At 57.0% G+C, this 18,420-nt stretch carries 18 protein-coding genes; 12 read left to right on the plus strand and 6 right to left on the minus strand.

The annotated features are described in order from the left end of the window. The first annotated feature begins 1 nt into the window (after position 1). A complete protein-coding gene (locus tag Q1B46_RS17870; protein WP_299950118.1) occupies positions 2-874 on the plus strand; it encodes a ribokinase in 873 nt (290 codons plus the stop codon). On the opposite strand, the gene msrA is transcribed toward Q1B46_RS17870, so the two are convergent. From msrA to Q1B46_RS17885, 3 genes are all read right to left on the minus strand, one after another. Further along, on the minus strand, positions 871-1,542 hold the full coding sequence (gene msrA, locus Q1B46_RS17875; protein ID WP_299950120.1) for a peptide-methionine (S)-S-oxide reductase MsrA: 672 nt from the start codon (positions 1,540-1,542) through the stop codon (positions 871-873). The genes Q1B46_RS17870 and msrA overlap by 4 nt on opposite strands. Positions 1,543-1,636: 94 nt before the next feature. Further along, entirely contained in the window at positions 1,637-1,918 is a 282-nt protein-coding gene (locus Q1B46_RS17880; protein WP_299950121.1) for an SCP2 sterol-binding domain-containing protein, read from the minus strand. A 135-nt stretch (positions 1,919-2,053) separates the two neighbouring features. Then, a complete protein-coding gene (locus tag Q1B46_RS17885; RefSeq protein ID WP_299661316.1) occupies positions 2,054-3,280 on the minus strand; it encodes an argininosuccinate synthase in 1,227 nt (408 codons plus the stop codon). Positions 3,281-3,421: 141 nt separating this feature from the next. Between Q1B46_RS17885 and Q1B46_RS17890 the strand changes: the two genes are divergently transcribed. After that, positions 3,422-4,189, plus strand: coding sequence for a hypothetical protein (locus Q1B46_RS17890; protein WP_299950123.1), 768 nt, complete (start codon positions 3,422-3,424; stop codon positions 4,187-4,189). A gap of 58 nt (positions 4,190-4,247) precedes the next feature. After that, complete coding sequence (gene ilvA / locus Q1B46_RS17895) at positions 4,248-5,474, plus strand: threonine ammonia-lyase IlvA (protein ID WP_299950125.1); 1,227 nt, start codon at positions 4,248-4,250, stop codon at positions 5,472-5,474. Here ilvA and Q1B46_RS17900 read toward each other — a convergent pair. Then, positions 5,471-5,800 (minus strand): Hpt domain-containing protein, encoded by a 330-nt coding sequence (locus Q1B46_RS17900; protein ID WP_299950127.1) that lies wholly within the window; start codon positions 5,798-5,800, stop codon positions 5,471-5,473. The two genes, ilvA and Q1B46_RS17900, sit on opposite strands and share 4 nt — an antisense overlap. Positions 5,801-5,942: 142 nt before the next feature. Here Q1B46_RS17900 and Q1B46_RS17905 point away from each other — a divergent pair, with 142 nt between their 5' ends. Continuing rightward, positions 5,943-7,217, plus strand: coding sequence for a PP2C family protein-serine/threonine phosphatase (locus tag Q1B46_RS17905; protein WP_299950129.1), 1,275 nt, complete (start codon positions 5,943-5,945; stop codon positions 7,215-7,217). Here Q1B46_RS17905 and Q1B46_RS17910 read toward each other — a convergent pair. After that, a complete protein-coding gene (locus Q1B46_RS17910; RefSeq protein WP_299950131.1) occupies positions 7,214-7,657 on the minus strand; it encodes an NUDIX hydrolase in 444 nt (147 codons plus the stop codon). The genes Q1B46_RS17905 and Q1B46_RS17910 overlap by 4 nt on opposite strands. A 77-nt stretch (positions 7,658-7,734) precedes the next feature. Between Q1B46_RS17910 and Q1B46_RS17915 the strand changes: the two genes are divergently transcribed. The 8 genes from Q1B46_RS17915 to Q1B46_RS17950 all read left to right on the plus strand — a co-directional run bounded on the left by Q1B46_RS17915 (position 7,735) and on the right by Q1B46_RS17950 (position 16,978). Then, positions 7,735-8,721 carry an Hsp33 family molecular chaperone HslO gene (locus tag Q1B46_RS17915; RefSeq protein WP_299950133.1) on the plus strand — a complete coding sequence of 329 codons (987 nt, stop codon included), beginning with the start codon at positions 7,735-7,737 and terminating at the stop codon, positions 8,719-8,721. Then, positions 8,711-9,310, plus strand: coding sequence for a CoA pyrophosphatase (locus Q1B46_RS17920; RefSeq protein WP_299950135.1), 600 nt, complete (start codon positions 8,711-8,713; stop codon positions 9,308-9,310). The genes Q1B46_RS17915 and Q1B46_RS17920 overlap by 11 nt, the downstream gene beginning before the upstream one ends. After that, complete coding sequence (locus Q1B46_RS17925) at positions 9,307-10,461, plus strand: CCA tRNA nucleotidyltransferase (protein WP_299950137.1); 1,155 nt, start codon at positions 9,307-9,309, stop codon at positions 10,459-10,461. The genes Q1B46_RS17920 and Q1B46_RS17925 overlap by 4 nt, the downstream gene beginning before the upstream one ends. Positions 10,462-10,656: 195 nt before the next feature. Further along, entirely contained in the window at positions 10,657-12,495 is a 1,839-nt protein-coding gene (locus Q1B46_RS17930; RefSeq protein WP_299950139.1) for an ABC transporter ATP-binding protein, read from the plus strand. Further along, positions 12,492-14,324, plus strand: a complete 1,833-nt coding sequence (locus Q1B46_RS17935; protein ID WP_299950141.1) for an ABC transporter ATP-binding protein — start codon at positions 12,492-12,494, stop codon at positions 14,322-14,324. The genes Q1B46_RS17930 and Q1B46_RS17935 overlap by 4 nt, the downstream gene beginning before the upstream one ends. Positions 14,325-14,363: 39 nt before the next feature. Continuing rightward, positions 14,364-15,593, plus strand: a complete 1,230-nt coding sequence (locus Q1B46_RS17940; protein ID WP_299950143.1) for a class I SAM-dependent RNA methyltransferase — start codon at positions 14,364-14,366, stop codon at positions 15,591-15,593. A gap of 16 nt (positions 15,594-15,609) precedes the next feature. After that, positions 15,610-16,395, plus strand: coding sequence for an ion transporter (locus Q1B46_RS17945; RefSeq protein ID WP_299950145.1), 786 nt, complete (start codon positions 15,610-15,612; stop codon positions 16,393-16,395). Positions 16,396-16,459: 64 nt separating this feature from the next. After that, the gene (locus tag Q1B46_RS17950; protein ID WP_299661345.1) at positions 16,460-16,978 is read left to right on the plus strand and encodes a L,D-transpeptidase family protein; all 519 of its coding nucleotides are present in this window, start codon (positions 16,460-16,462) and stop codon (positions 16,976-16,978) included. Positions 16,979-16,985: 7 nt separating this feature from the next. On the opposite strand, the gene Q1B46_RS17955 is transcribed toward Q1B46_RS17950, so the two are convergent. Continuing rightward, positions 16,986-18,419, minus strand: coding sequence for a nodulation protein NodH (locus Q1B46_RS17955; RefSeq protein WP_299950147.1), 1,434 nt, complete (start codon positions 18,417-18,419; stop codon positions 16,986-16,988). Between the last annotated feature and the right edge of the window lies 1 nt (position 18,420).

Below are 18,420 nucleotides of genomic sequence, written 5' to 3' on the forward strand. Positions count from 1 at the left end.
CATGACGATCTGGAACCTCGGCTCAATCAATGCGGATATGGTTTATACCTTGCCGCATTTGCCCGAAGCGGGCGAAACCCTTGCAGCGACTGATCTTCAAAGGTTTCTGGGCGGTAAAGGGGCCAACATGTCGGTCGCTGCGGCCCGTGCAGGGTCGCAGGTTTCGCATATTGGTGCCGTGGGATCAGACGGCCTTTGGGCGCGGGACAGGTTGAATGAATATGGCGTCGATACACGACATATTGCCGAGGCGGATGTTCCGACCGGTCATGCGATCATTGCGGTGGATGCGCTGGGCGAAAATCTGATCGTCCTGTTTCAGGGCGCGAACCATGCCATCACGGACGACCAAATTGGAAAAGCGCTGTCCTCTGCGGTTTCCGGCGATTTGTTGGTGATGCAAAACGAAACCAACGCACAGGTCGAGGCAGCAAAGCTGGGCCGTGAGATGGGGCTGACTGTCTGTTACGCCGCCGCTCCGTTTCAGGCCGAGGCGGTTCAGGCGGTTCTGCCCTATCTGGATTTTCTGATCCTCAACGAGGTCGAGGCCGAGCAATTGCAGGAGGCCGCGGGCCTTGCCCCCTCAGACCTGCCGGTCGAACATGTGATCGTGACTTTTGGCTCCAAGGGTGCGCGATATTATCAACGGGGCACAGAACCTCAGGCTTTTCAGGCCCATAAGGTCAGCGCCGTCGATACCACCGGTGCCGGCGACACCTTCACAGGGTATGTTCTGGCAGGGATGGACCGGGGAATGCCGATGGCGCAAGCTATCGCTCAAGCAAACCGCGCCGCGGCCCTGATGGTCACGCGGCACGGAACAGCTGATGTAATTCCTGACCTCAAAGAGGTGCGCGAGGCGCAGTTCGATTAAGAGCCGGCAAAAGGTGCGTCGCTTCCCCACAGTTGCTTTACACGGGCATCGCGACCGCAAGCATTGCGATAAGCCTTATAGGCATTCTTTTGGCGCTTGGGGCCAAAGCGGGTCAGGACCAGCTTGTCACCTTTGTAGTAATCCTGATGATAGGCTTCTGCCGGATAAAACGTCCCGGCCTGCAGGATTGGGGTGACAACCGTCTGCCCCAAGGCATTTTGCGCCTCCGACTTGGCCTGCTGAGCAAGCGCTTTTTCCCCTGTATTAGAGACGAAAATCGCCGTCCGATAGCTTTCTCCACGATCGCAGAACTGGCCGCCCGCATCGGTCGGATCAACCGAACGGAAGAACATGTTTAGCAGCGTTTCACGGGAAACGCGGGCAGGATCAAAGGTGATCTGTACGGCCTCATAATGCCCGCTTCCGCCCTTTGAGACCTGATCATATGTCGGGCTCTCGGTTTTACCCCCGGTATATCCCGAGATTGCACCAATCACGCCGGGGACGGATTCGAAATCGGATTCAACGCACCAGAAACAGCCACCAGCGACGGTCAGTGTTTCAGTGCCTGCCGCCGGGGCGGGCAGGGCGCGCAACATCGCGGCCAGCAAAATCATAGCAAATAACAGTGAGGGCTTCAGATATTCGAGATAGACAGTCCGAGTCATAGCAGGCCTCCTTCTGAACCAAGCTGCCCATTGCAACACGCACTTGCAATGCGCTGACATGATTTGTCACACGCTGGTGAGACGAGTTTATCGTCTAGCCCAGCAGTTGTCCCAGCTTCATCGCCACACCCATATTGCCCGAGATCTTCAGCTTGCCCAGCGCAACACCGGTCACCGGGTTCAGTTTGCCAGTCAACAGCTTGGTCAGATTCTCGCGGGAAATACGGATGGTGCAATCGGTCTCGCGATCATCGGTTGTGGCGGAATTGTCGGCCAGCACAATTACACCGTCATCACCGCAATCGAACTTAAGCGACCCGTCAAAATCTTTGTCTTTCAGGCCCTTCTGAATTCCGTCGGCGATGTCTTGCAGCATATTCTGTCCTTTACTGACTGACGTATGCGTAAAGAAAAATTGTTGCGCCGGGCAAGCCTGACCAAACGGGAACCGTGCAAAGAAAAACCCCGGCGCCTGGAGGGACACCGGGGTTATTTTATAGAAGGAAGGCGCTTACTTGCTCAGCCGTTTGTCACGTGCGGCCAGCAGCTTAAGGCGCAGCGCGTTCAACTGGATGAAGCCTGCCGCGTCTTTCTGATCGTAGGCACCGGCGTCTTCCTCGAAGGTTACATGCGCCTCAGAGTACAGCGAATGATCCGACCAGCGGCCAACGGTCGAGGCCAAACCTTTGTACAGTTTCACGCGGACGGTGCCGGTGACATGGTCCTGAGATTTGTCAATCGCGGCCTGCAGCATCTCGCGCTCGGGTGAGTACCAGAAGCCATTATAGATCAGCTCGGCATATTGTGGCATCAGCTGGTCTTTCAGATGCATCGCGCCACGGTCCATGGTGATGGATTCGATGCCACGGTGTGCTTCCAACAGGATAGTGCCGCCGGGTGTTTCATAGATACCGCGCGACTTCATACCAACGAAGCGGCCTTCGACCAGGTCCAGACGGCCAATACCGTGCTTGCCGCCATATTCGTTCAGTTTGGTCAGGATGGTGGCTGGGCTCATCGCCTCACCATTGATGCTGACGGCGTCGCCTTTCTCAAAGCCGATTTCGATAAATTCAGGCTCATTCGGCGCGTCCTCTGGGTGGACGGTGCGCTGGTACACGTAATCGGGCGCCATATCGGCGGGGTCTTCCAGAACTTTGCCTTCGGACGAGGTGTGCAGCAGGTTGGCATCGACCGAGAAGGGTGCCTCACCGCGTTTGTCCTTGGCAATCGGGATCTGGTTCGCTTCGGCAAATTCCAGCAGACGTGTCCGGCTGGTCAGGTCCCATTCGCGCCAGGGCGCAATCACCTTGATGTCGGGGTTCAGCGCGTAAGCGGCCAGTTCGAACCGCACCTGATCGTTGCCCTTGCCGGTCGCGCCATGGGCGACAGCATCAGCACCGGTCGCTTCGGCAATCTCAACCAAACGCTTCGAGATCAGCGGGCGGGCGATCGATGTACCCAACAGGTACAGCCCCTCATAGACCGCATTGGCGCGGAACATAGGAAAAACGAAATCGCGAACGAACTCTTCGCGGATGTCTTCGATATAGATGTTTTCGGGCTTGATCCCCAGCAGTTCGGCCTTCTTGCGGGCGGGCTCCAGCTCTTCACCCTGACCCAGATCGGCGGTGAAGGTCACGACCTCACACCCATACTCGGTCTGCAACCATTTCAAGATGATCGAGGTATCAAGGCCACCGGAATAGGCCAGAACAACTTTCTTGGGCGCGGACATCTGACTTCCCCTTATTCGTAAGACGATTGGCCCCTAGCGGGTTTTGGACGCGGGGGCAAGTTGTGAGGATTGACGCAGGGCAGGAATTGAGGTGAAACGGTGGGAAAGAGAACAAGGATTGGTTGAGAGGGCGGTTTTATTATGTTGGGATGGCAGATTTTTGTGCATTCGGTGCGGATGGTGTTTGGAAACCTGAAGCAAGTTCTGCAGATTACCGTTGGCCCCGCAGTGATAGCGACAGCGGTTATCGTGGGTCTGGTTTTGGCACTTGGTATTCCGCTTGAGACGTTTGATGAAAGCGTAGAGGGGTTACCACCGGGTGTGTCCGCGGTCTCATTCTTTATCTTTATATGCGTTTTGCTGGTGGTGATATTCATCACGATGTTCTGGATTGCAGTGTCGTGGCACCGCTTCATCCTGTTAGAGGAGTATCCCACAGGAATTCTTCCGACATTCCGTTTTGACAGGATCCTCGCTTATTTCGGGCGTATTCTTATGCTGGGGATTTTGGTGATGATCGCGTATATCCCGATGGTTTTGGTCTTTGCTGTATTGGGTGAGGGTCTCGCAGGGATCTCGGTTATTCTGATGATTATCTACACTATTTTTCTGGTCATATGCTTCTACCGCCTGTCAATTATCCTGCCGGCGGCAGCGATAGGAAACCCTATCTCGCTCAGCGAAGCTTGGAACAACACAACCGGCGTTGGTGGATCAATTCTGCTGCTACTAGTCGTGGCATTTCTGTTCCAGGTTCTGGTGCAGTTGGTGTTCACAATGCTGGCAATCATACCAGTATTGGGAGTCTTGCTGACTGTGTTCTTAGGCACGCTTGTTTTGCCGATGATCAGTGTCAGCATCTTTACCACAATGTATGGCGTCTTCGTTGAGAAGCGCGCGCTAACTTAAGCTACGTACACATATGTATTCCTTGCCCTTTCATCGGTGATGGGGCAGGGAAACCGGCATGAGTGATTTCATGACCCGTGCCCGCGCCGCCGAACAGGCGATGCGCTCTGTTTTCCCGGCAACCCCGTTGCAGCGGAATGCGCATCTATCTGAGCGCTATGGGGCAGATATCTGGCTCAAGCGTGAAGACCTCAGCCCGGTGCGATCCTACAAGATCCGGGGCGCGTTCAACGCCATGCGCAAGCAGCAGGGGCAAGAGCTGTTCGTCTGCGCCAGTGCGGGCAACCACGCGCAGGGCGTGGCCTATATGTGCAAGCATCTGGACGTGCGGGGCGTGATCTTCATGCCCGTGACAACACCGCAGCAAAAAATCCAGAAAACCCGCATTTTCGGCGGCGACAATATCGAGATCCATCTGACCGGCGACTATTTCGACCACACACTAGCGGCCGCGCAAAGCTGGTGCTCTGCGCAAGGTGGGCATTTCCTGTCTCCATTCGACGATGAAGACGTGATCGAAGGGCAGGCCTCTTTGGCGGTGGAGATCGAAGCGCAACTGGGTCGCGTGCCGGACCAGGTTGTTCTGCCCGTTGGCGGCGGCGGCATGTCCTCGGGTGTTGCAACATGGTTCGGGGATCGCTCACATTGTCTTTTTGTGGAACCGGCGGGTGGTGCGTGCTTGCGGGCGGCATTGGCCGCGGGGCACCCGGTTTCGTTGGATCACGTTGACACATTCGTTGATGGGGCAGCCGTAGGCCGGATTGGCGAAAAACCGTTCGAGCTGTTGAAGTCGCGCCACCTTTCCGATGTGCTGACATTGGCCGAAGACCGTATCTGCGCCACGATGATTGAGATGCTGAATGTCGAGGGCATTGTTCTTGAGCCCGCCGGCGCGCTGGCGGTCGAGGCGATAGGCGATGTACAAAGTTTTGTGCGCGGCAAGACCGTTGTCTGCGTCACATCGGGTGGGAACTTCGATTTCGAACGTCTGCCCGAGGTCAAGGAACGCGCGCAGCGTTATTCAGGAGTGAAGAAATACTTTATCTTACGCCTGCCGCAACGCCCGGGTGCCCTCAAGGAATTCCTGAATATCCTCGGCCCCGAAGATGATATTGCGCGGTTCGAATACTTGAAGAAATCGGCGCGCAATTTCGGTTCGGTCCTGATCGGGATCGAAACCCGCAAGCCCGAGAATTTCATGCGCTTGTTTGCACATCTGGACGACGCTGGCTTTACCTATACTGACATTACCGAAGATGAGACGCTTGTGCAGTTTGTAATTTAGCGCAGGTTCTCAGCGAGGCCGGTCTGAAACAGCGATCTGGACTCGTCATAGGCTGTGAATATCGCGGGCAAGTCGACAGCATCAGTTTCACCTGCGGCAGCGTTGCGCTCGCCATCCTGGCACAGTTTCGAGAAGCTGTCGAAGCCAAGGCTCAGCGCGCTACCTTTTAGAAAATGGAGATTCTGTTCGATCTCGGATCGGTCCGTATCGTTGCGCAGCTTGATGAGAACCTCCTGAACTTCTTCAAGAAATATCTCGACCACTTCGTCGAATTCATCTGCGCCGACTTCATCGCGCAACTGTCTGACTCTGGACCACTGAATCATGCAACCCTCATGCGGTTGCACATTGATAACTCACCACGGGTAAACAGGGGATTAAGCAGCGACCTCTGGGTTTTTCACGGGATGTTAAGCTGGCGCCATTAGCGTTGCGACACGTAGAGAGTTGATCAAGTGCAGGGGCTTTATGGTGCCGGAAGCCAGTCATGTAGAGGCCCGGGTCGAGCTGGATTTTGGCGCGATCCGCAAAGTTCTTGTTGTGGATGATAGCCGTCTGCAGCGGCGCATTCTGGTGGCTTCTCTGAAAAAATGGGGGTTCGAGGTTCTTGAGGCGGACAGTGGTGAAGCAGCGATAGAGCTTTGCACAACAGATCCACCTGATTTGGTGCTCAGTGATTGGATCATGCCGGGCATGGATGGGCTTGAGTTCTGTCATGCCTTCCGAGATCTGGAGGGTGAGCAGTACAGCTATTTTATCCTTCTGACCTCAAAGAGCGAAAAACAGGAGGTTGCGCGCGGCCTGGATGCCGGTGCGGATGATTTTCTGATCAAACCACTTGAAGCGGATGAGCTGCGTGCGCGAATTTCGGCGGGGGCAAGGATTTTGGACATGCAGCGCGAACTGTCCCGGAAAAACCAATTGATCGAGACGGCTTTGAACGAGTTGAAGCTTGCACATGATGCGATCGACAAAGACCTGATGCAGGCACGAAAAATACAGGAATCTCTGGTTCCTGAATTGAAACGGACATTCGGCAAATCGCAAGTCAGCCTACTGCTCAAACCTTGTGGGCATATAGGCGGCGATCTCGTGGGTATGTTTTCACCCGGGGTCAATCGGCTGGGGTTCTACAGTATCGATGTCTCGGGCCACGGTATAACATCTGCGATGATGACCGCCCGCTTGGGTGGATATCTGTCCAGCACGCATTTCGATCAGAACATCGCGATGGAGCGCCGGTTCAACAAGTTCTTTGCCCTTTTGCCACCAGAAGAGGTCGCGGCGCTGCTAAATTCGCGCCTGATGGCCGATGCCGGAATCGAAGAGTATTTCACAATGGTCTATGCCATTGTTGATCTTCGCAATGGGCACTTGAAGATGGTGCAGGCCGGTCATCCACATCCATTGCTGCTGCGACGTGATGGTCAAACCGAGTTTCTGGGTGAAGGCGGGTTGCCGATTGGCCTGCTGCCAGAGGCACAGTTCCAGCAGACGGAATTCTATTTGCAGCCGGGCGACAAGCTGTTCCTGCACTCGGACGGGTTTACCGAATGCCAGTTGGCCGATGGCAGTTTGCTGGATGATGACGGGCTAAAGGCGATGGCTGTTGAGTGTGCCGCAGATCACGGAGGGCCAGAATTTCTAGATGACATGTTCTGGCGCCTCACCCAGGTGATGTCGCCAGACAGTGGCATGGCCGATGACGTTTCGGCCGTGTTTTTCGAATATTACGGGGACTAAAGCCCTTGCAGGTGGCGCTGGGCGAAATGGCTGTCGCCTTCATTGCCCAACAGATGCACGGCATCGGTGGCCTCCATCCACAGTGCCTCGTGAAACGCCTCGGTCGGGGGGCCCAGACGGCGGACGGGACGGGCACGGTAGATCAGGCAAACCTTTTCGGCCCAGAGGTCGTATTCCGGCATATAGGTAAAGCGGAGAAACGCACCCACGCGTCGGGGGGCTGCGATCAGCCAGCCGGTTTCCTCATAGACCTCACGGTGGAGCGCGGTGATCGGCGATTCTCCGGGATCGATACCACCGCCGGGCAGTTGCAAATCAGGGCCGGGTTCAGTTTGACAAGTCAGCAGCAATCGGTTGCCTTGCGGCAGCAGGGAATAAACGCCGATACGCCGGGTATATGTTCGCCCGGCTTCGGGGCTTTCACCGAAGCGCCTGATCATGTATGGCCCCTTTCAACAAAAATTGTTCGACCTATATGGTGGCGGTATGCCAACCCGTGGCGTGTAAGGAAACCCTCATGTCTCTTGGAACCAAAATCGCGTGGGACGATACCGTCCTGCCCTTTCAACTTGATGTACCGGACATGCGTGGCCGCATGGCCCGGCTGGATGGCGTGCTAGGCGGCATCCTGAAACAGCATGACTACCCCGAGGTGGTCGAGGCGCTGGTGGCCGAGATGGCCTTGCTGACTGCATTGATCGGTCAGACGGTATCGCTGCGCTGGAAGCTGTCCTTGCAGGTTCAATCCAAGGGTGCGATGCGGATGATCGCAACTGACTATTATGCGCCGCAGAAGGAAGGCGAGCCCGCGCAAATCCGGGCTTATGCCAGTTTTGATCGCGACCGGCTGACCGATGCCGCCCCCTTTGATCAAGTGGGTGAGGGGTATTTCGCCATCATGATCGATCAAGGCGAAGGCACGCAGCCTTATCAGGGTATCACCCCGCTTGCCGGAGGATCGCTGAGCGCCTGTGCTGACGCCTATTTTGCACAGTCCGAGCAGTTGCCGACCCGATTCTCGCTAAGCTTCGGCAAATCGACCGAGCCCGGTGTTGGTGAACACTGGCGTGCGGGCGGGATCATGTTGCAGCACATGCCAAAGGCATCCCCCTTCGCCGCATCCGGAGAAGGCAGTGGAGAGGTTCTGACAGCCGCCGATCTGGTGGATGGTGAAGAAAGTGAGAACTGGGGCCGCGTCAACATCCTGCTTGATACCGTCGACGATCTTGAGCTGATCGGGCCGTCAATTGCCCCGACTGACCTGCTGGTGCGCCTGTTTCACGAGGAACAACCCCGTGTTTACGACGCGCAACAGGTGAAATTTGGTTGCACCTGTTCCGAGGATCGCGTGCGCCAAAGCCTGTCGATCTATTCGGCGCAGGATATCGCGACGATGACCACGGACGAAGGCACTGTCACTGCCGATTGCCAGTTCTGTGGTGCGCATTATGTGCTGGACCCAACGACCGTTGGGTTCGAAGCCGAAGGTCCGGATGGCGCGTGATCTGATCTCAGACCTTTTGGCGGCGCTTGGCCGCGACGGCTCTGGGTCCAGTGACTTTGATCTGAACCCAGAGACGGTGTTGCCCGAGGGGCGAAAATTGCGCCCTGCGGGTGTGTTAGTGCCTGTTTCTGTGGTCGCAGACACGCCACGGCTGATCCTGACCAAACGCTCTTCGGCGTTGAAACATCATCCGGGGCAGATCGCCTTTCCCGGTGGAAAGCAGGATGAAGGCGACGCCGATGTCACCGCGACAGCCTTGCGCGAGGCGCGGGAAGAGATCGGCCTTCCGCCCGAGATGCCGCGTATTCTAGGCCACCTGCCTATCCATGAAACTGTGACGTCCTTTTCAGTCACGCCCGTTGTTGCGGTCCTTGATTCCATCTTTGAACCTATCGCTGAACCCGGTGAAGTGGACGAGGTCTTTTCGGTTCCGCTTGCGCATGTCCTGAACCCAGAGAATTATGTCGTCGAGTCGCGCCGTTGGCGTGGCCAAAGACGATATTACTACGCTGTGCCTTATGGCCCCTATTACATCTGGGGCGCGACGGCACGGATGCTGCGAGGGTTGGCGGCGCGGATGGGCGAATGAAGCGGATCACGGAAGACTGGATTACCAAACAGGCCACGCAGGATGTCTGCACCGCCTTGACTGATGGCGGGGCGCAGGCGTTTTTTGTGGGTGGCTGTGTGCGCAATGCGTTGTTGCAGGCCCCGGTTTCAGACATCGACATCGCCACGGATTCAAAGCCTGATCGGGTTATGGAGCTGGCGCAGGCAGCCGGGCTGAAACCGATCCCGACGGGGATCGACCATGGCACTGTGACTGTGGTCAGCAAAGGCATTCCGCATGAGGTCACTACGTTTCGCCGTGATGTCGAAACAGACGGTCGGCGCGCCGTCGTGGCCTTTTCCGACAAGGTTGAAGAAGACGCCGCGCGCCGCGATTTCACCATGAACGCGCTTTACGCCCGACCTGATGGCACGATTATCGACCCGCTAAATGGGCTGCATGACCTGCAAGCGAGACGGGTGCGATTCATCGGCGAAGCCAATGATCGCATTCGCGAGGATTACCTAAGGTCGCTGAGGTATTTCAGGTTTCACGCTTGGTACGGGGATGCGAACGCAGGATTCGATGCCGATGCGCTGTCTGCAATTGCTACGAATCTGGACGGGTTAGAGACGCTTTCGCGCGAAAGGGTCGGGGCCGAAATGCTAAAGCTTCTGGCCGCACCGGATCCGGCACCCTCGGTCGCGATTATGGGCAGCACCGGTGTTCTGGCGCGACTGCTGCCCGGTGCTGATGACCGGGCTCTGGCGATCCTGACCAAGCTGGAACAAGACGCCCACGCCGTACCCGAAGCGATTCGCCGTTTAGCTGCGATTGCATCGCCCGAGGTGGCCAAGCCCCTGCGACTTAGTCGGGCGCAACTGCAGCGCCTGACCCGCATGCGCGAAGAAGCAATGGCAACCACCAGCGTTGCCGAGCTTGGTTATCGCTACGGGTCTGAGGGCGGCCTGCACGAGACACTTCTGCGCTGTGCATTTCACGAACAGCCCTGGACACAAGGGCTGAGCCAGGCCTTGGAACAAGGGGCTGCTGCGAGTTTCCCGATCAAGGCGGTCGACCTGATCCCTGCCTTCTCGGGCCCCGCGCTGGGTGCCAAACTGGCCGAGCTTGAGGCGCGCTGGATCGCCTCGGATTTCGCACTCAGCCGCGCAGAATTGCTGGCTGAATGAACTGAAGTCTCAAAAGGGGATGACAAATCAGATTTCTTTTGGCAGGGTGCGGCTAACTCATGAAGGACGGAGGAATGCGAATGTATTACGGGATCTGGTTCGGCTAAAACCCGGAACGCTTTGACCCGTAAGGGTGGTGTTCTGGCGCCATCTTTCTTCGCATGACCTGTTATCTGCTCAGTTGGAGCATCCTCCATGTTTCGCTATTTCGAAAACCTTGTAGACCCTTTTGCCACCTATGAAGAAGTTGACACGCCGCCGACGCGGCTGTGGCCCTTCATGCTGGAATATTCACGCCCGTTTTTTCGCGTATTTGCGTGGACAGCGCTGATTTCGATCGTTGTGGCGGCGGTTGAGATCGGCTTGATCTACTATATGGGCCGTATCGTCGATCTGCTGAGCAGCGCACCGGCCGAGCTGTGGCAGACCTACGGAACCGAACTGATGTTGATTGCCTTGTTCGTGCTGGTTCTGAGGCCGCTTTTGCATGTCGTCGACGTGCTGTTGCTGAACAATGCGATTCTGCCGAACTTTGGCACGCTAATCCGGTGGCGAGCGCATAAACACGTTTTGCGTCAATCCGTTGGCTGGTTCGAAAACGACTTTGCCGGACGCATCGCGAACCGCATCATGCAGACCCCGCCTGCCGCGGGTGAGGTGGTGTTTCAGGTCTTCGACGCGATCTCGTTCGCGCTAGCCTATATGATCGGCGCGGCCATTCTGCTGATCGCAGCCGATGCGCGTCTGCTTTTGCCGTTGCTGATCTGGCTCGTTTTTTACGCGGCTTTGATCGCCTGGACAGTCAAACGCGTCGGACCTGCGTCGCAGGCGGCTTCGGACGCGCGTTCGACTGTGACGGGGCGGGTGGTCGACAGCTATACCAATATTCACTCGGTCAAGATGTTCGCGCATAATACGCAAGAACTGGACTATGCCCGCGAAGCGATCGAAGAAACCCGCCGTACATTCCAGACCGAGATGCGGATTTTCACCATCATGGATGCTGTTCTGGTCACTCTGAACGGCCTGTTGATCGTAGGGGTCGTCGGCTGGGCCATGCTGCTGTGGGCGCAGGGCAGCGCCTCGGTTGGTGTAGTGGCAGCGGCGACTGCATTGACCCTTCGGCTGAATTCAATGACAGGGTGGATCATGTGGGCCCTGACGAGCTTTTTCCGAGAGCTTGGGATCGTCGCCGAAGGGATGCAAACGATCGCGCAGCCTGTTGGACTGTTAGATGCGCCAGATGCCAAACCCCTGCAGCTGGAACGGGGTCAGATCGATATCCGCGATTTGTCGCACCACTATGGCCGTGAAACTGGCGGGCTGGATCACGTTAACCTGACGATCAAACCGGGTGAAAAAATCGGCCTGATCGGGCGTTCGGGCGCGGGTAAATCGACCCTAGTAAAGCTGCTTTTGCGGTTCTACGATATTGAACAAGGTGCAATTTTGATCGATGGGCAGGATATCGCCAAGGTGACGCAAGACAGTCTGCGCTGCCATATCGGGATGGTCCAGCAGGACAGTGCGTTGTTGCACCGTTCGGTACGTGACAACATTCTCTATGGTCGCCCCGATGCAACCGAGGCGCAGATGATAGATGCTGCAAGACAAGCCGAAGCGCATGAGTTCATTCTGGACCTGCAAGACCCGAAAGGGCGCACCGGCTATGATGCGCATGTGGGTGAACGTGGTGTGAAATTGTCCGGAGGTCAGCGGCAACGGATCACCCTTGCGCGGGTGATTTTGAAGGACGCCCCGATTTTGCTGTTGGATGAGGCCACATCCGCCCTAGATTCCGAGGTCGAAGCTTCGATTCAGGAAACACTCTACGGTATGATGCAAGGTAAATCCGTGATCGCCATCGCACACAGGCTCAGCACTATCGCCCAGATGGATCGTATACTGGTCATGGATGGCGGTCGGATCGTCGAACAGGGCGGCCATTCCGATCTGTTGGCTCAAGGGGGGCTTTACGCCCAGTTCTGGGCGCGGCAATCTGGGGGCTTCCTGAACCCGGAGGCCGCTGAATGAGGATTGCCGACCTCATCCAACCGTTCAAAAACATCGAAACGCCCCCGCCGCAAACATTGGGGGCGTTCATACGCTGGAGCCTGTCGGGCGCCTGGCCGATGCTGTTTGTTGCAGCAGCGTTCTCAGCAATTGCGGGTGCAATGGAGGCGGGTACCGCCTGGGTTTTGGGCCGTGTCATTGATCTGGCCACGACCAGCGGACCGGAGGCGTTTCTATCTGGTGGTAATCTCACGATCATTCTGGGCTCTGTTGCGTTCTTTATGTTGCTGCGACCCGCGTTGTTTGGACTGTCATCGGTCGCTAACAACTACATCGTCATGCCCAACATCACACCGTTGGTTCTAGCCAAGTTGAACCGTTGGACGCTGGGTCAATCGGTGACCTATTTCGATGACGATTTTGCGGGCCGGATCGCTCAGAAGCAAATGCAGACGTCGAACGCCATGACGCAGGTGGTGTCCGAAACGATCAGTGCGATTGTCTTCGCCATGGCCTCGCTTGCGGGATCTTTGCTTTTGTTAGGCTCTATTCATCCACTTGTGACGGCCCCGTTTGTCGTTTGGCTTGCCGTCTATTTTCTGCTTGTGCGTTGGTACCTGCCGCGCATCCGCGCCCGTTCTGCCTCACGTGCCGGGGCGCGTGCGATGGTGTCGGGGCAAGTGGTCGACACGATCACAAACATCAAGACTGTAAAGTTGTTTGCCCATTCCGAGGCTGAAGATCACTCCGCGCGCAATTCAATGGTCGACCTGCGCGAACGGTCGTTGGAATTTGGCAAGCTCTCGGCCAGCTTCCGCTTCGTTTTGATGACGCTGGCAGGGATTTTGCCGGTCCTGCTGATTGGGGCGACGTTGTGGCTGTGGCAAGCGGGCAGCGCGACTGCCGGAGATATTGTGGCGGCGGGGGCCGTCGCGATCCGCATATCGCAAATGACCGGCTGGGTCAGCTTCACGCTGATGGGTCTGTACGCAAATATCGGTGAGATCGAGAACGGGATGCAGACCTTGGCCAAGCGCGACCGGGTTGAGGACGCACCAAATGCCTCCACGCTGGTGGTTTCAGAGGGTGAGATCGCGTTTGAACATGTCAGCTTTGCCTATGGGCGTGATATCGGGGGCGTCTCCGACCTGCATTTCACCGCTTCGCCGGGTGAGAAGCTGGGTGTCGTTGGGGCATCCGGCGCGGGGAAGTCGACCTTGGTGTCACTGCTTCTAAGGCTCTATGACGGGGAAAAAGGCGCAATCTGTATCGATGGCCAGGACGTATCGCAGGTGACGCAAGACAGCCTGCGCCGGCAGATCGGGATGGTCACGCAGGAAACCGCGATGTTCAACCGCTCGGCACGAGAGAACATCCTTTATGGCCGCCCTGCCGCGTCCGAGTCAGACCTGATCGAGGCTGCGACCAAGGCCGAAGCACACGAATTCATCCTTGGCCTTGAGGATGCGCAGGGGCGCAAGGGCTATGATGCGCATCTGGGTGAACGGGGTGTGAAACTCAGCGGTGGACAGCGTCAAAGGATCGCTTTGGCTCGCGCCATCCTGAAGGACGCGCCCATCCTTGTGCTGGATGAGGCGACGTCGGCGCTGGATTCCGAGGTCGAGGCGTCGATCCAAACCGCATTGCACCGGGTGATGCAGGGCAAGACCGTTCTGGCCATCGCCCATCGCCTGTCCACGCTCAGCGAGATGGACCGGATCATTGTCCTGGACCACGGACATATCGTGGAAAGCGGCACGCATGAGGTTCTGTTGGAACGTGGCGGGCTCTACGCCCGGTTCTGGCATCGCCAATCCGGTGGGTTCATTCAGGCGGAGGCGGCAGAATAAGGGGTTTTGTTGCGCCCAAACCCTAGGTATCAGGCCCCCATGACGCAGCAGCACACCATAATTCGTCTTGGTCATCAGGGCGACGGGATCGCCGATGGCCCGATCTATGTCCCCCGTACCCTACCGGGTGAGGTGGTCAGCGGCACGCTAAACGGGCAGGTACTGGCTGATATCCGTGTCGAAACCCCGTCGGATCAGCGGGTGAAAGTCCCTTGTCGTCATTACAAGGCCTGTGGTGGTTGCCAATTGCAGCACGCAGCCGATGAATTCGTCGCTGATTGGAAGGTTGAAGTGGTGCGCAACGCGCTGGCCGCGCAGGGGCTCGATGCCCCGATGCGGCCCATTCACACCTCACCTGAATACTCACGCCGCCGAGCCACGATTGCCGTGCGTCGTACGAAAAAGGGTACTTTGGCTGGGTTCCATGGACGTGCCTCGGACACGATCACAGAAATCCCCGATTGCCATCTGTTGCACCCCTCTTTGACCCGCGCCATCCCGGTGGCCGAGGCACTTGCCCTATTGGGAGGCAGCCGAAAAGGCGTGCTGGCCGTGACGCTAACCCTGTCCGAAGGCGGACTGGATGTGGCGGTCAAAGGGGGCAAGCCGCTGGATGGCCCATTGGAGATGGCATTGGCGCAAGCCACTGAGCATCACGGCCTCGCCCGGCTCAGTTGGGATGATGAGGTCATCGCCATGCGCACGCCACCGGTCCAGCACTTTGGACCCGTCGGCGTCGTCCCACCGCCCGGAGCGTTCCTACAAGCCACGAAGGACGGAGAACAGGCTCTATTACGGGCGATTACCGAGGCAACGCAGGGTGCCAAGCGGATTGTCGACCTGTTTGCGGGCTGCGGAACTTTCTCTCTTCCTCTGGCGCAATCGGCCGAAGTGCACGCGGTCGAAGGTGAGGCCGAAATGACCAAAGCCATGGATCAGGGCTGGCGTAAGGCGCAAGGTCTGAAACAGGTCACGACTGAAGCGCGGGACCTGTTCCGCCGCCCCCTCATGCCTGATGAGCTGAAGAAATTCGATGCCGCCGTGCTTGATCCGCCGCGCGCTGGCGCCGAGGCGCAGGTCGCTGAACTGGCGCAGGCCCGGCGTCTGGTGATCGCTTATGTCTCGTGCAACCCGGTGACCTTTGCCCGCGACGCAAAAATATTGGTTAACGCCGGATATACCCTTGAATGGGTGCAGGTGGTTGACCAATTTCGATGGTCGTCACACACCGAACTTGCCGCCCGGTTCACCCTGAACCCAAAGCTCTGACACAAGGACCATCCGCATGGGGAAAACCCAACGCCTGCTGACAATGATCGAAGCTCCGGCCTTTGGACGGTTCATAACCGGTGTCATTATCTTCAATGCAGTATTGCTTGGGATGGAGACCTCGCCCACGCTGATGGAGGCTGCGGGACCGCTGATCGTGACGCTCGACAGCATTTGCCTTGCAATTTTCGTCGCTGAGATCGGGATGAAGCTGGTCGCCACCGGGCGCAGGTTCTTCACCAATGGTTGGAATATCTTCGATTTCATCATCGTCGGCATTGCGCTGGTACCCGGGGGCGCTGGTTTGTCTGTGCTACGAGCCCTGCGTATCCTGCGGGTTCTGCGCGTCATCTCGGTCGCGCCGCGTCTGCGCCGTGTGGTTGAAGGTTTCATCTCGGCCCTGCCGGGCATGGCCAGCGTGTTCCTGTTGATGGCAATCCTGTTCTATATCGGAGCCGTAATCTCGACCAAACTGTTTTCGACCACCTTCCCCGACTGGTTTGGTGATTTGGGCCTCTCGGCCTACACACTCTTCCAGATCATGACATTGGAAAGCTGGTCCATGGGCATCGTCCGCCCGGTGATGGAGATTTACCCCTACGCCTGGTTGTTCTTTGTGCCCTTCATCATGGTGACCACATTTGCGGTGGTGAACTTGCTGGTTGGCTTGATCGTGAACTCGATGCAAGACGCGCACCATGCTGAGGATGAGGTTAAAACCGACGCCTATCGCGACGAGGTGCTGGAACGGCTGCAAGCGATCGAGCAACGCCTGATCGGGCAAGCGAACATCAAAAAGTGATTTAATTTTTGCGCAATTCTGGCATAGTAATAACCAATAAAAAGAGCAGCAGGCAGTGAAAACAATGGATCGTCGAGCATTTGGATTGGGGGCGGTGGCTACGCTGAGCCTTTCGGCATGTGCCTCAGCCAAACCCAAATTCCTTTCTTACCGCGGGCCCGAGGTGACCTCATTGGTCATCAACAAAGGCTCGCGTAAATTGTATCTTCTTCATAACGAACAGATTTTGCGGGAATACGATGTCGAGCTGGGGTTTGCGCCCGACGGCACGAAAACCAAAAAAGGTGATGGCCGCACGCCCGAGGGCACTTATCTGATCGACCGCCGTAATCCGCGCAGCCGGTATCATCTGTCGTTGGGTATCTCTTATCCAAATTCGGAAGACAGGGCGAAAGCCAAGGCAGCAGGCGTGGATCCGGGGGGCGATATTTTCATTCATGGACAACCCAACCTGCGGTCCGAATTCAAGCGGGCGAAGAAGACCCCAGATTGGACGGCAGGCTGCATTGCGGTCAAAAATGAAGAGATCGAAGAGATCTACGCCATGGTGAATGAAGGTACCGTCATAACCCTGCGCCCCTAAACGTGGTTCAGAGCGGCTTCCAGTTACCAAATCCATACAATACGTAGTCGCGCTGATAAGCTTCGGTTGTCAGCGCTTCCAACTGCGCGTCGTAAATCTGCTCCAGCGAAAAAGGTGCGTCCGGTTTTGCTTTGACCGGCATCGGCGGGGCCTTGTGGCCCACTTTGCGGGCCAACTCGGGTAAGGCGGCAGCTAACTCATCCTCGCGCAGGATCAGATCAGGAGTTGTGAAACTGGACATACCTTCCAGCGTTTGTGCCTGCCCGCACCATTCCCCATCGACACGGATCGGCGTCTGACCTGCCAGAATACTGCGCAGCATGCGCAGATACGCGGAAAAGGCTTCGTAATGCTGATCAAGCGTATAGGTGCCCAGATCCCCTTTGGCTGGAAGCGGCACTTTATATCGCCTGCTCAGCATGTTGCGGATGGTCACATATGCGCCGGGCCCGGTATGGAGGATACGATTGCAGAATACCGCATGCGCGCGGGCCAGCGGATGGCGCAGCACCGTAAACTTGCGATGCCCCGGATGGGATTGCATCCATTGGCGCGTCTGTTTCTGGTTGCGGCCAGTAATCAGGTCGCCGGGGTTCACCCCGTCGAGATCGGCAAGCCACTGTATGATCTCTGCTTCGGGCCCGCCGCGTACCGGGAGGTACATCAGAGGCGTATGCAATGCGCCCACATAGCGCGATACGGACGGTCCACGGCGTGGTTCAAAGTTCGGAATGTTGTGCAGTTTGAACCGGTCATATTGCGACAGGGCGCGCTCCATCTCGTCCGGGTTGGTCACTTTTGACTGGGCTGGTGCCGGATTCTGGCGCTTGAGGTGCTGGTTCAGCTCATCAAGACGGGAACCAACGCCCAGCCATGCGGCCAGGCCATTCAGTACTTCAAGATCATTCAGATCGTCATAGTCGATATAGAATGGGGCCTGTCCGGTTGTTTGCAGGTGTTTGAGAACGGTCTGCTGAAACGCCTTTCGCTGATCAAGCTGATCGGCGAATTCGTCGGCGTCGAACGTCACCTGTGCATCGCGCCGCTGCTTGATATTTACCAGCCTCCATTGCTTTGTTTCCAAAGCGATTTTCCAGGAAATGTAACTGTCCAGCGGATTGCGCATCAAAATGATCTTGGCGCAACGTGGATCATCAAGCGCAGGTGTCAGCGCTCGTGCATCGTGGTCGCTAAAGAAGCGAAAGCCGTTCATTTCGCCCGGTGCGTTTCGGATCGCGTCGATCAGGGCCAGCGGGTCTCGTTCACGATCTTCCAGCGAAAAACCCAGAACCTCTTCCAGTTTCGGCAGCCCGACGAAATAGGGATTAAACGCCTCACCATAACATGTGACCCCGTCCAGCGTGTTCAACTGTGATTCCAGCAGGTTTGACCCGGTGCGCATATCGGCGAGAACGATGAAGTAATCGAAGCGGCGGGTCATT

This window comes from uncultured Ruegeria sp., from assembly GCF_947500045.1.
Classification (GTDB): Bacteria; Pseudomonadota; Alphaproteobacteria; order Rhodobacterales; family Rhodobacteraceae; genus Ruegeria.